Raw genomic sequence first — 11,955 nt, 5'->3', positions numbered from 1 at the left:
GTTTTTCCGGGTTATCCCAATTTTTTTACACAAATTTTTTTCCTCACCCCCGGGGGGGGCCTACCGTTTTTTTAAAAAATTTTGTTAAACTCAACGCCGAGGAGGTTCTCCAATGACCGTCACCGTCATCCAAATCGGGCTCGATCCCGACGTGATCGACTACTCGTCACCGGACTTCGCGCAGTTCGCCGGGCTGTCCAGGGATGCGCTGCGGTTGGCCAACGACGACAACGTCGCGGGGTTGCGCGCCGCCGGCTACGAGGTTGATAACTGCCTGATCGGCTTCGGGGCCGCGGGCGCCGGCAAGGCGCGGCGCTGGCTGGAAGCCAAGCGCTACGACGCCGTGTTGATCGGGGCCGGGATACGCCTGGTCGCCGGCAACACCCTGCTGTTCGAGTCGATCGTCAACGCCGCGCACGTGACCCAGCCGGGCTGCCGCTTCGTCTTCAACCGCGCGGCGCAGTCCACCCCCGGCGACATCCGCCGCTGGTACCCGCAGCCGGAAGGAGCGGCGCGATGACGGCCCACGACGTCGACGTCCTGGTGGTGGGGGCGGGCCCCACCGGCCTGACCGCCGCGGGTGACCTGGCTCGCGCCGGGCGCTCGGTCACCGTGCTGGAACGCTGGCCGACCGAGAACCCGTCGAGCCGCGCGTTCGCCACCATGGCGCGCACGCTGGAACTGCTCGACGCGCGCGGGCTGGCCGACGACCTGCTGGCCCTCGGGCACCGCGCGCCGCGCGTGCGGCTGTTCGCCGGAGCGCAGATCGACCTCACCCATCTCGACTCGCCCTACTCGTTCGTGTTGGTCACCCCGCAGACCAACGTCGATGCGGCGTTGCGCCGCTACGCGCAGGCCCAGGGCGCCGAGATCCGGCGCGGCATCGAGGTGATCGCGCTCGAGCAGGACGCCGAGGGCGTCACGGTCACCGCCCGCCCCAAGGACGACGAGGATCCGGCGCACCGGCAGACGTGGCGGGCGCGGTACGTGATCGGCGCCGACGGCGCGCACAGCACCGTTCGACGGTTGGTGGGCGCCGGATTCCCCGGCAAGACGGTGCTGACGTCGATCGTGCTGGCCGACGTCAAGCTGGCCCACGGACCGGCCGGCGGGGGCCTGACGGTCGCGGCGCCCGGAGACGTCCTGGCATTTCTGGCCCCCTACAACCGCCAGGACCCGGATGGCTCGTGGTATCGCGCCATGGTGTGGGACCGCGATCATCAGGTGCCCGACGGCGAACCGGTTGAGGACGCCGAGATCGTCGAAATCCTGGCCCGCGGCATGGGCACCGACTACGGCATGGTCGAGGTCAGCTGGAAGTCCCGATTCCATTGCGACGAAAGGCAAGTCGAGCGGTACCGCCACGGGCGGGTGTTCTTGGCCGGCGACGCCGCGCACGTCCACTCCCCCATGGGCGGCCAGGGCATGAACACCGGCGTTCAGGACGCAGCCAACCTGGCGTGGAAGATCGACGTGGTGCTCGGCGGCGCCGACGACCGGCTGCTGGACAGCTACCACGACGAACGCCACCCGATCGGCAAGCGCGTCCTGATCCAGTCCGGGCTGATCGCCCGCGCCGCGACGCTGCATCCGCGGCCCGCGCGGTGGCTGCGGAACCTGTTGGCGCCCAGGCTGCTTCGGGTTCCGGCCGTACGGGACCGGGTGGCGGGCAGTTTCGCGGGCACGACGCTGCGCTACGGCCGCCGCGGCCTGGTCGGCACCCGCGCCACCGCGATCCCGCTGACCGAGGGACGGCTGACCGAACTGCAGCGCACCGGAGGTTTCGTCCTCGTGCGCGAACACGGCGCCCCACCGGTTGATGCGCTCGGGATGCTGCAGGCGGAGCGGACCGACCGCGGGCCCGCGGTACTGGTGCGCCCCGACGGGTACATCGGCTGGGCCGGATCATCGGCCCAGGCGCCGACGCGAATCCCGGAGCTGACCGCGACGCACGCGGGGTGAGTCTATTGCTGCTTCTCCCCGTGTGGCTCGACGAACGGGCGCAGGTGGATCCGCGTCTGGTGATCGGGGGCCCCGGCCTCCCCATCGGAATGCCTGCCGCGCGTGTAGTCGCCTTGCCACGGCACCTTTTCACCCAAAGCGATGTTGGTCGCGGCTTGTGCCTGCCCCAACTCGTTGCGTGAACGCAGGAAGAACTCGTGCTTACGGCGCACTTCCTCGTCGGAGTCGATCGGCCTGATTTCCGGGGCGAACTCTTCCAGCTCGGCCCGGCGCTGCGGGACAATCATGCAGATCGGTTCGTCGACATCGAAGCGCACCGGCATCATCTTGCGGGTGATCTGCCAGCTCATGCTGAAACTCGATGTGGCCCAGTCCGTTTCGACTATCCCTTCCAGCGGGGACACGGCGTCCTTCGGGTAGTTCGCCGGCCCGCGGACCAACAGGTTGTAGCCCGGCGGGGTGCGGAACAGCATCGGCAGGTGCCAGGTCAGGATGCCGTGACCGAAATGGCTGAACGGCAGCAGTTGACCGGGGTCGCGCCGGTCAGGCGCGATGATCACCCCCAGGCTGTCGTCCCCGCCCATCCACGTGGCGGTGAAGGCGCTCGGATTGCGCAGTTCCCAGCCACTTTGGTTGGCGATCAGCATCGGCAGGCACCGGTTCGGCCAACCGTTGCGCATCTGCGACATCCACGGCCGGCTGATGGGGGCCGGTGTGATCGGCGGCGCGTTGTCCTGCGTGGTGAACGCGATCAGCGGGCGGGCCTGCCCGCCGGGCTTGTCACTCATCGACTCCTCGATTCGCTGCTTGTCGCAGACGTTGTCCGGACAACTACCCAGTGTGCCCTGCGAGCGCAACCTCAATTGTGCGAGCGGGCAGATCCCACCATGGCCGCGGGTCGGCGGGCTGCGCGGGCGGGTGGGCCAGGCGGCAGTGCCACCAGCCGACGTCCCGCCACGCCCCATCCTTGAAGCCCACACCATCGAAGACGCCGACGCGGGTGAAGCCCATCGCCTCGTGCAGTCCGACGCTTGCGGGATTGGGCAGCGTGATGGCGGCGAATGCGTTGATATACCCCTGTGCGACAAGCAGTTTGAGCAAGGCGATGTAGATGCGGCGACCATACCCCTGGCGGCGATACGGCCTGCCCAGGTACAACGACACGTCAACAGACCAGCGGTAGGCGGCCCGGTCGCCGTGCGGGCCGGCGTAGGCGTATCCGACGATGGTGTGGCCAGTCGTCATGACCAGCCAAGGCAGGCAGGTCAACGTGGCGGTCAGCCTCGACCGCATCTCCTGGGCCGTCGGCGGCACCGCCTCGAAGGAGATCGCGGAGTCGCGCACGTACGGCGCATAAATGTCGGCGATCGCGTCCGCATCCTCCGGCGTTGCCATTCGGATCATCAGAAGAGCTTGCCCATCGCCTTCTCGGCGCCCCGGGGGTGGGTGGTGTTTTGCGTCGCGGCGAGCAGCCATCGGCCGTCGGTCCGCTGACCAACCTAATTGTTGCTTGGTGGCGGCTGCGTCTGGAAGGGTTCGTACCACCACCAGTCGGCACGCTCGCCGGTGGGCCCGGGGCACGGCGGGACGGCGGGCGGGGCAAGGTTGGGCGCACGCGCGAGCGATCCCGCACTGAGCGGTCGGCCCGAGCTGTCGGTGACGACGGGATCGTCGGCGGGTCCGGTGATCGTGATGACCCCCCAGTGGTGCAACCGGTGGTGATAGGGGCAGACCAGCACCAGGTTGGCCAACTCCGTTGGGCCGCCGTCTTCCCAATGCCGGATGTGGTGTGCATGCAGACCGCGGGTAGCGCCACAGCCGGGAACCACGCAGGTGGGGTGGCGATGCTCGAGTGCGCGGCGAAGCCGCCGGTTGACCTGGCGGGGCGCCCGGCCGGCGCCGATGACCTCACCGTCGCGTTCGAACCAGACCTCACACGTGGCATCACAGGTCAGGTATCGGCGTTCGGCGTCGGTGAGCAGCGGACCCAGATGCAGCGCGGCTGCGCGCTGCTCGACATCGACGTGCACCACCACAGTGGTGTGATGCCCGTGCGGCCGGCGGGCCGCCTCGGCGTCCCATCCGGCCTCGACCAGGCGCATGAACGCCTCGAGGGTGCCTGGCAACGGCGGCATGGCATCGGATGCGCGGCTTCGATCGCCGCGATCGCGCTTCCACTCGGCGATCAGCGCGTCACGATAAGACGCCAACGCCGCGTCGAACTTCGCCGCATCCAGGTGCGCGAGTTTGATCCGCCAACAGGTGAATTCATCGCTGGACGTCTTGGTGATCGACGGTAGCGGTTGCGGGCGAGAATCGGGTTCGGGTCGCGGTTCCAGCTTGACCGCCGTGCGCAGCTGGCTGACCGTGGCGACCCTGGCCAACTCCGCGTAATGCTCATCAGAGCCGTCGCTCGCCCGCGCTGCGATGACCCCGACTTGATCCAGCGACAATCGACCTTCCCGCATGCCCTGGGCGCAGCGCGGGAACGCTTCGAGCCTGCGCGCGACATCGGCGATCGTGTGGGCGTTCGCCGACGAGCAGCCGAGCTTCCAGGCGACCAACGCCGCGACCGACCGCGCACCCGTGACCCCGCACAACGCGTCGCGATCCAGCTCCGCGACGATCTCGACGATGCGGCCATCGATCGCGTTGCGCTGACCGGTCAACTCCGCCAACTCGTCGAACAACACCTCAACACGATCCGCTGGTTTGACCACCGCGGGAGACGATGCGATGGAGGACATGACGTCATCATCGCAGAGGGGTACGACAAGTCTCGGCTACCAAACCCGCGGAGTGCTGCCATCATTCGGCCAGTGGGGTCTCCGGGGCCGGTTGGGCCGGCGGCGCGTTGTCCGCGGCGGTGAACGCGATCAGCGGGCGGGTCGGCCCGCCGGACTTGTCACTTGTTCGACGGCCTTGAAGCCAGGTTGATTCGATGCGGTCTGCACCCATGGCGGTACCCGCCGCGGTTTCAATCGGTGCGGTCGGCCCAGCCCTCCGGAAGCTGGTCGGGGGCTACATCGATCACCGATTCGTCGTCGGCACCGACACGCTCGAACAGTGTGATGTAGGCGAATTCGGGCACGGTATAGATCGGGTAGGTCGGCCCCTCGTCGCGGTAGGCGCGCATCTCCTCGAGGTGATCGTTTTGGAAGCACACCGTGCGGTCGCCGTGCTGGCGGATCCACTGGGGAAAGAAGATCACCCCGTGGATGCGCCGCCTGCCGGGCATGACGTTGACGGCCACCGACGTGCCCGTGGGCTCGGTCCACGAGATCTTGTAACTGTCGTCGTCGAGCGCCACCAGGTCGACCTCTTGGCCCTTGACCCACCGCCCACCGACATGGCCGGAATGGATTCGATAGTCGATGGTCCGGTCGTTCTTGACATACATCTCGTAACGCCAGCCGTTGGCGTAGGTGTAGATGAACCGGCATCCAACGATCCCCGATAAGTCCTGCGGCGGAATGGGATTGTCGACGGCGGTCATGGTCAGATTCCGTTCAGCGGCCGGTTGGTTGGACGGGTCGCCAGTGCCCACGATCGCGCAGAAGCGTCAGTGCGGTCAGGCGGGGACGGCGCGAAATTCTGAATGCCTCCCGATTCTGTCGGTGGTAAGTACCATACGGCGAAGGTACGTGTGAGGGGCGTCGCGGAATGCACTGGATCGGCGTGTGGTGGCGTCAGCCCGACCACTACGAGTGGTTCTCTGATTACCTAGGCGCACGCGGATTGAAGCCGTTCGTCCGCTACCTGATGGTCGCCATTCTGTCTATCCTGGCCGCGGCGACGTTGCTGATGCTGAACAGCCCTTCGGGTATGCGGACGCCCACGCGGCGCGTCATCGCCGCGGCGTTCGTCGCCTGTTTGGTGGCAATGGCGCTGGTGTGGGCACGGCGCTGGCCCGGGCGCGTTCAATCACAGGTGTTTTCGATCGTGGGCACACTCGGTATCGGCGCGGCGTGCGTGCTCGAGGGCGACCCGCGCAGCGGGCTGCTGGGCTGCGCGGCATTCGGTGGCCTCGCGGGCTACGTCGCTTTTTGTCACTCGGCCCGCCTCCTGGTTTCACACTCGGCACCGCTTTGGGTACGGCGGCGGTGTGCGCCGCGCGGATCGCCTGGTCCGGTGACGCATCAATGGCGGCGGCCAACTTTCTGTTGCTCAGCGCGGGAATCCTGGCGGTGCCCTTCTGCGGACAGGTGCTCGTGCATTGGTTGTCGGTGGACGCCCTGAAGTCCTCGACCGATCCGCTCACCGGCTTGCGCAACCGCAGGGGCTTTTATCGAGCGGCGTCGAGAGTGTCAGCCGCCGACCGCCGCTCGCCGTGCCTGAGTGTCTTGATGGTCGATCTCGACAACTTCAAGCGGGTGAATGACACCTACGGTCACGCTACCGGGGACCGCATCTTGGTAGCCGTGGCCGACAATTTGCGGCGCATCGCCGATGAAGAAACGCTGATCGCCCGGGTAGGCGGAAAAGAATTTTTGGTCGCCCAGACGATCGAAACCGAACAAGCGCTTCGGGTGGCGGAGGCCATCCGCCAGGCCATCGCCGCCACCCCCTGGGGCGTGACAGCCAGCGTGGGCGTTAGCGGCTTCCGGCTGCCGGCCAACGGCGAAACTGTCGATCGGCCGATTATCGAACGCCTGGTACACGCGGCAGACCTCGCGATGTACGACGCGAAACGTGCTGGCGGGAACCGGGTTCGGCATGCCGACGTTCCCGTACCGCCGGTGCGCTGAGGGCCCCGCTGATTCGCCGTCCGCGCGGAACGCACGCCGTTTACCGCGCCCCGGCCAGGCCCGCGATGGTGTTGACCCGCCGGACGGCCGTGGCGATCTCGTCGGCGAACTCCCGCCGCCGCCGCGCGATATCCAAGTCCTCGAAGCCGTCCACCAGCTCGCGGTGTCGGGCCAACCGCAACGCGGTCTTGAACAGCTCCATCGACCTCGACTCGGCGCTGGCCATTCTGCGCTGCAGCTCCCACTGCTTGCCGACCTCGAGGCACTCGGCGAGAAAGGCGTTCTCGTCGAAGGATTCGTCCTCGTAGGCGGCCAACCGGTCGGCGACGATGTGGTAGGCGTCCAGGAACGGGCGCAACACCAGGTGCGCCAAGAGCAGGTCGGCCTTTTCCAGTAGCCCGCGCACATCGGCCGCGCTGGCGGCCTTGCTCGTGTCTTCCACCCGCCCGAGCAGTCGCACTTCGTCGGCGAGCTCCTTTTCGAATTGCGCGCGCGCGGAGAAGAGGAACTCGAATTTCAGCAACTCGCGCAGGGCCAGCGCCTCGTCTCGTACGCGCGTCGGCTGCACCAGCCCGTCGACCGAACCCTCGGCGTCTTCGATGGCCGCCAGCAACGCCGTCTCGGCGATCGCGCGATCGACCACGATGTGGATGGCCGCGTTGCGGTAGAACGCGGCGACCAGGTGCTGCTCCGCGCCGATGCCCCAAACCGGTTCGGTGCCGGCGTCATACACGCTGACCACCCCCGAGGCGACGAGCTGGTGCAGCGTCCAGCGGATGGTCGAGCGATTCGTCAGATCGGCGGCGCCCGCCACGCACCAATTCCGGGCCGCGATGTAGCTCGCCAGCGGCCGCACGGTGGCCAGCACCTCGCTGATGGACAACGAGCGGTCGGCGCCCAGCAGCGCGAGGCTCACCACCGCGGTGGGGGTGACCGGGGTGGCGCGGTTGATCCGGTGCTCGACATCCAGCGCGATGCGTTCGATCTCGGTGCCCGTTCCGGACTCCTCGGCGCGCAGCTCCTCGAGACGCTTGCGCAGCGGCAGCGGTTCGCCGAAGTCCAGGTACGCGCGGCCGAGCCGCTCACCCTGCTGCCGCGCGAGCCGGATCAGGAATCGGAAGTCCTCGGGCCGCTTCGCGGCTCCGTACGCCTCGGTGGTCATCGCCTCGACCTCGTGCAGCTGGTCGTACACGATCGAGGTAGGTACCAAATACACCTCGGGGCCGTCGATTTCGTCGACGGCGTCGCTGATGTAGCGCAGGATCCCGTACACCGGGGGACGCAGCTTGCCGGTGCGGGTGCGGCCGCCTTCTATCGACCAGGTGAGGTTGGCGTGGTTCTGCACCAGCTGGGCCGCGTAGGCGCGTAACACGAACCGGTACACGGGAATGTCTTTGGTCTGGCGCCGGATGAAGATCGTGCCGGTGCGCTTGGCCCAGGCGCCCATCGGGAAGAAGTTCAGGTTCGCCCCGCCAAAAGTGAGCGCTGGAGAGAGCCGGTTGGCCTGAATCACCTCCGGCAGCAGCAGGCCGTCCAGATAGGAGCGATGCGAAAAGGCAAACGCCAGAGTGGCTTTGCGATCCAACTTGCGCAGCTGCGCGATCTGGTCCTCGTCGACCAGGACGTCGTAGGCCCGCATCAGCCAGTTGCTGAAGCTGCGCCACGCCTTCACCGCGCGCTCGTCCAGCGAGGGCGCCATCTCGCGCAGGTAGCCCGCGGCCTCGGCGCGCACGCCGTCGTGGTCGCGCCCGAGCTCCTCGGCCAGCCCACTCAGCCGCTCGTCATACCACGGGGCGGCGAGCAGTTGGACGACCTCCACCGGGTCGGTCGTCAACGGTGTCGTCGACTCCTCGACAATGCCGGTGCGCTGCAGCAGCTTCCGCACACCGACCCGGCCGAATTCGCGAGCGGTCGCGCCCGGTCCCCCGCTCATGCCGGCTGCACCGTCGCGGCGGACGACGGCTCGTGCACGCCCGGGTGCAGTTCGGGCGCGTAGAGTTCCTCGATCTCGCTCGCGTACTTCGTCATGATCGGCTTGCGCTTGAGTTTCATGGTCAGCGTGATCTCGTCTCCCCCAGGCTCCCAGAGCTCGGGCAGTATCCGGAAACGTTTGATCTGCTCCACCCGGGACAGTTTGGCGTTGCCCTCGGCCACCCCCGCGGCGATCCGGGAGATGACTTCAGGATGGTTCGCCAGGGCCGCGGGCGACGCGGCGGCCAGGCCGTGCTGGGCCGCGTACGGCCCGACCGATTCGGCGTCGAAGACCATCAGCGCGGCGTTGTACGGCCGCCCATCACCGATCGTGATCATCACGCCGACCATCGGACACGCGGCCAGCACGGTGTTCTCAATGTTGGCCGGCGACATGTTCTTTCCGGCCGCATTGATGATCAACTCCTTCTTGCGGTCGATGATCCTCAGGTAGCCGTCGTCGTCGACGTCGATGATGTCACCGGTGTGCAGCCAGCCGTCGGCGTCGATGGCCTCCGCCGTCTTGGCGGGCTCCTTGCGGTAGCCCCTCATCACCAGCGGACCGCGCACCAGGAACTCACCGTCGTCGGCGATCTTTCCCTCCAGACCCGGAAGCAGCTTGCCGACCGTGCCCAGGCGCGCATCGCTAGGGTGGCTGATAGTGGCGACGCAACTCAGCTCCGACATCCCCCAGCCCTCCGCGATGGGGATGCCGATACCGAGGAAGAACGCCAGCGTCTCCTTCGGGATGGGCGCCGCACCCGACACCGCCCAGCGGAGGTCCCCGAAGCCAAGCCGCTCGCGCAGCTTCGACAGCACCAACTCGTCGGCCTGGGCCCATTCGGCGGCCAGCTCGTCCGGCATCGGCTCGCCGGCCACCAGGACGGCGGCGCGCTTGTCGGCCACCGACATCGCCCACTGCAAGGCCTGACGCTTGACCTCGTCGGTCTCGCTGCTGACGGCGAATTCGATTCCGGCCTTGAGCTTTTCCCACACCCGCGGCACCCCGCCCCACACCGTGGGGCGCACGTCGGGTAGCGCGGCGGCGATGGCCCGGACATCGGAGACAGCCGTGACCTGGGCGCCGAAAACCTCCAGGGCGTACAGACCCATCACCCGGTCGGCGATGTGGGCAGTCGGCAGATACGACGTGACCCGCTCGCCGAACTGGAACGGCAGCACGGCGTTGAGGGCGTACGCCTCGAACAGCAGATGGGCATGGGTCATCTCCACACCCTTGGGATTTCCGGTGGTCCCGGACGTGTAGATGAGCGTGACGACGTCGTCGGGTCGCACCGCCCGCCAGGCCGCCTCGAAGTCGAAATCCTGTTGCGCGGCGGCGTATAGGTCGTCCACCGAAATGGTGCCGGGCGGCGAACCGTCGATGCAGACGATGTGCTCGATCGGCGCGCCGCTGGCGCGGATGCGGTCCACGTATTGCTCCTCGCAGATCGCCACCTTTGTGCCGGCGTTGTCGAACAGGTAGGTCAGCTGCTCGGCGGGCAGCGTGTTGTACACCGAAAACGAAGTGGCGCCGAGGTGTTGGGCGCCGATCTCGAAGGGGTAGAACTCGACGCGGTTGGCCATCATCAGTGACACCGTGTCGCCCCGCGCGACCCCCAGGCCGGCCAGGCCGGCGGTGACTTTGCGCACCTGCGCGGCGAGCTCGCGCCACGTCATGGTCTGGGTGTCGCCGGGCGTGCGGAGCGCGACGGTGTCCGGATCGATCGACGCGTTGCGCTGGAATGCCTCGCATAGGGTGCCCGGGCGCTCGGCTGTCGTCATGTGTGTCCTCTCAGCTCTGCCTTCGTGAGCGTACGTCCGTGATCGGGGACGCGGAATGGATCACGCTGGATCCGGGCGCCAGAGCTGCAGCGTGCTTGATATGCCGGCGGGCAACTCCAGCAGTTCGATGGGGGTGCCGTCGGGGTCGTAGATGAAGAACATCCGCACCCCGCCGATGTCGACGGGCGGCTCGGCGCGCACGTCGGGATGTTCGCGCCGAACGGCGTCGAAGGCGGCGTCGAGGTCGTCGACCCGGAACGAGATGTTGGTGTAGCCCAGGTGCGGTCCGCTCGGGCAGTCGGGGACGGCGCCCAGCGACAGCAGCTCGACCATGGCGGCACCGATCAGCCCGCCGACCATGCGCCCGCGTTGCGCGGCCCCGCCGGTCACCGAGTCCAGCCCCGCGCCGTCGAGTTCGACGTCGAATACGACGTCCATGCCCAGCACGGCGGTGTAGAACGCGAGCGACACCTCGATGTCGGAGACGCCGATGCAGACGTGGGAGAAATTGCGCACGGCGATGGGCTGGTTCATGGAGCTCCTTTGCTCAGGCGGGCAACGCGGTATGAATTCCACAGGTACATGCGTCAATTGAGGGACACGTGCAGCGCATGCCCCATTCGATGACCGCCCGGGCCTGGGCCAACGACTCCATTTGGGCATCGATTTCGGCGAGCTTGGCCTCGGCCAGGGCGCGGCTGGCCGGCCGCCCCGGTGCGTCGTCGGCGAACAACAGCTGGATCTCCTCCAGCGCGAAGCCGGCCGATTTGCAGAGCCGGATCACCTCGAGCCGGGCCAGCACCGAATCGTCGTAGCGGCGCTGCCCGCCCAGCCGCCCGGGCGGCGGCACCAAGCCGATCTGTTCGTAATACCGCAGCGTCGTCGCCGCGACCCCGGCCTGACGCGCCACCTCGCCGATCGTCAGCCGTGGACTCATCGGCCCTCCTTCGACGCTTGACTTAGAGCCAACTCTAAGTCGTTGACTGGTGTCATGCACACACATTCACTCGACGGACTGGGCGCGGCTCGCTACGCGCTGCTCCGATCGTTCCGCCGCGACGGATCGCCGGTCGACACACCGATCTGGTTCGGGCTGGACGGCGACGCGCTGGTGTTCCGCACCAAGGTGGGGCCCAAGACCAGGCGGCTGACCACGCGCCGCGACGTCGAACTCACCGCCTGCGACCATCGCGGCCGGGTCCGTCCGGGCGCGAAGCCGGTGGCGGGCCGCGCCACCATCCTGTCCGGCGACGACGCCGAGCGGGCCAACCGCGTCCTGAACAAACGGTATGGCTGGCAGTGGAACATCGTGCCGCTGATCAAGGTCCCGGGCGTCACCAACGTTCACCAAGACCTGTGCGTGCGCGAGAAGCTGAGCCGCGCGCGCGACCGCGGCGTATGGCCCGACAGTGTCATCGTGCGGGTGGACGTACCATGACGCATGACCCCGTCCGCTCCCCCAGCCTGCGCCAATGTTGCTCCGCCGCAA

12 protein-coding genes are annotated in these 11,955 nt (G+C 67.6%); 4 read left to right on the top strand and 8 right to left on the bottom strand.

Annotated features, from left to right (window positions below):
- Positions 1–112: 112 nt before the first annotated feature.
- Together A5773_RS06175 and A5773_RS06170 are read left to right on the top strand one after the other, a co-directional pair.
- Positions 113–520, top strand: a complete 408-nt coding sequence (locus A5773_RS06175; RefSeq protein ID WP_067790017.1) for a hypothetical protein — start codon at positions 113–115, stop codon at positions 518–520.
- Positions 517–1,962: an FAD-dependent oxidoreductase gene (locus A5773_RS06170; protein ID WP_067790013.1), complete on the top strand. Its 1,446-nt coding sequence runs from the start codon at positions 517–519 to the stop codon at positions 1,960–1,962. The genes A5773_RS06175 and A5773_RS06170 overlap by 4 nt, the downstream gene beginning before the upstream one ends.
- Before the next feature lie 2 nt (positions 1,963–1,964).
- Here the strand turns inward: A5773_RS06170 and A5773_RS06165 are convergent, their stop codons facing one another.
- The 4 genes from A5773_RS06165 to A5773_RS06150 all read right to left on the bottom strand — a co-directional run bounded on the left by A5773_RS06165 (position 1,965) and on the right by A5773_RS06150 (position 5,458).
- Entirely contained in the window at positions 1,965–2,750 is a 786-nt protein-coding gene (locus A5773_RS06165; RefSeq protein WP_066953277.1) for a DUF6065 family protein, read from the bottom strand.
- 43 nt (positions 2,751–2,793) lie between these two features.
- Positions 2,794–3,357 carry an arsinothricin resistance N-acetyltransferase ArsN1 family B gene (locus A5773_RS06160; RefSeq protein WP_067790010.1) on the bottom strand — a complete coding sequence of 188 codons (564 nt, stop codon included), beginning with the start codon at positions 3,355–3,357 and terminating at the stop codon, positions 2,794–2,796.
- Positions 3,358–3,461: 104 nt separating this feature from the next.
- Positions 3,462–4,709: an HNH endonuclease signature motif containing protein gene (locus tag A5773_RS06155; RefSeq protein WP_067790007.1), complete on the bottom strand. Its 1,248-nt coding sequence runs from the start codon at positions 4,707–4,709 to the stop codon at positions 3,462–3,464.
- A 230-nt stretch (positions 4,710–4,939) separates the two neighbouring features.
- Positions 4,940–5,458, bottom strand: coding sequence for a phenolic acid decarboxylase (locus A5773_RS06150; protein ID WP_067790026.1), 519 nt, complete (start codon positions 5,456–5,458; stop codon positions 4,940–4,942).
- 592 nt (positions 5,459–6,050) lie between these two features.
- Between A5773_RS06150 and A5773_RS26450 the strand changes: the two genes are divergently transcribed.
- Positions 6,051–6,710 carry a GGDEF domain-containing protein gene (locus A5773_RS26450; protein ID WP_232001803.1) on the top strand — a complete coding sequence of 220 codons (660 nt, stop codon included), beginning with the start codon at positions 6,051–6,053 and terminating at the stop codon, positions 6,708–6,710.
- Between the two features lie 40 nt (positions 6,711–6,750).
- On the opposite strand, the gene A5773_RS06140 is transcribed toward A5773_RS26450, so the two are convergent.
- Genes A5773_RS06140 through A5773_RS06125 form a run of 4 tightly spaced genes read right to left on the bottom strand, consistent with a single transcriptional unit; the run spans position 6,751 to position 11,403 of the window.
- The gene (locus A5773_RS06140) at positions 6,751–8,643 is read right to left on the bottom strand and encodes a lysophospholipid acyltransferase (RefSeq protein ID WP_066953283.1); all 1,893 of its coding nucleotides are present in this window, start codon (positions 8,641–8,643) and stop codon (positions 6,751–6,753) included.
- Positions 8,640–10,466 (bottom strand): fatty acid--CoA ligase FadD11, encoded by a 1,827-nt coding sequence (gene fadD11 / locus A5773_RS06135; protein ID WP_067790004.1) that lies wholly within the window; start codon positions 10,464–10,466, stop codon positions 8,640–8,642. Before fadD11 ends, A5773_RS06140 begins: the two co-directional genes overlap by 4 nt.
- A 60-nt stretch (positions 10,467–10,526) precedes the next feature.
- On the bottom strand, positions 10,527–11,000 hold the full coding sequence (locus A5773_RS06130) for a VOC family protein (RefSeq protein ID WP_066953287.1): 474 nt from the start codon (positions 10,998–11,000) through the stop codon (positions 10,527–10,529).
- Positions 11,001–11,013: 13 nt separating this feature from the next.
- A complete protein-coding gene (locus tag A5773_RS06125) occupies positions 11,014–11,403 on the bottom strand; it encodes a helix-turn-helix domain-containing protein (RefSeq protein ID WP_066953289.1) in 390 nt (129 codons plus the stop codon).
- Between the two features lie 54 nt (positions 11,404–11,457).
- On the opposite strand from A5773_RS06125, the gene A5773_RS06120 reads away from it, so the two are divergent.
- Positions 11,458–11,904, top strand: a complete 447-nt coding sequence (locus A5773_RS06120; RefSeq protein ID WP_066953292.1) for a PPOX class F420-dependent oxidoreductase — start codon at positions 11,458–11,460, stop codon at positions 11,902–11,904.
- Positions 11,905–11,955 lie beyond the last annotated feature (51 nt).

It is taken from the genome of Mycobacterium sp. 852014-52450_SCH5900713 (assembly GCF_001667075.1).
In the GTDB taxonomy this organism is placed as follows: domain Bacteria; phylum Actinomycetota; class Actinomycetes; order Mycobacteriales; family Mycobacteriaceae; genus Mycobacterium.
This window is presented reverse-complemented; position numbering and strand designations above follow the sequence as displayed.

Coding starts and splice junctions, on each gene's coding strand:
- A5773_RS06165 (WP_066953277.1), bottom strand. CDS start 2,750: ATGAGTGACAAGCCCGGCGGGCAGGCCCGCCCGCTGATCGCGTTCACC.
- fadD11 (WP_067790004.1), bottom strand. CDS start 10,466: ATGACGACAGCCGAGCGCCCGGGCACCCTATGCGAGGCATTCCAGCGC.
- A5773_RS06160 (WP_067790010.1), bottom strand. CDS start 3,357: ATGGCAACGCCGGAGGATGCGGACGCGATCGCCGACATTTATGCGCCG.
- A5773_RS06155 (WP_067790007.1), bottom strand. CDS start 4,709: ATGTCCTCCATCGCATCGTCTCCCGCGGTGGTCAAACCAGCGGATCGT.
- A5773_RS06140 (WP_066953283.1), bottom strand. CDS start 8,643: ATGAGCGGGGGACCGGGCGCGACCGCTCGCGAATTCGGCCGGGTCGGT.
- A5773_RS06170 (WP_067790013.1), top strand. CDS start 517: ATGACGGCCCACGACGTCGACGTCCTGGTGGTGGGGGCGGGCCCCACC.
- A5773_RS06150 (WP_067790026.1), bottom strand. CDS start 5,458: ATGACCGCCGTCGACAATCCCATTCCGCCGCAGGACTTATCGGGGATC.
- A5773_RS06130 (WP_066953287.1), bottom strand. CDS start 11,000: ATGAACCAGCCCATCGCCGTGCGCAATTTCTCCCACGTCTGCATCGGC.
- A5773_RS06125 (WP_066953289.1), bottom strand. CDS start 11,403: ATGAGTCCACGGCTGACGATCGGCGAGGTGGCGCGTCAGGCCGGGGTC.
- A5773_RS06120 (WP_066953292.1), top strand. CDS start 11,458: ATGCACACACATTCACTCGACGGACTGGGCGCGGCTCGCTACGCGCTG.
- A5773_RS06175 (WP_067790017.1), top strand. CDS start 113: ATGACCGTCACCGTCATCCAAATCGGGCTCGATCCCGACGTGATCGAC.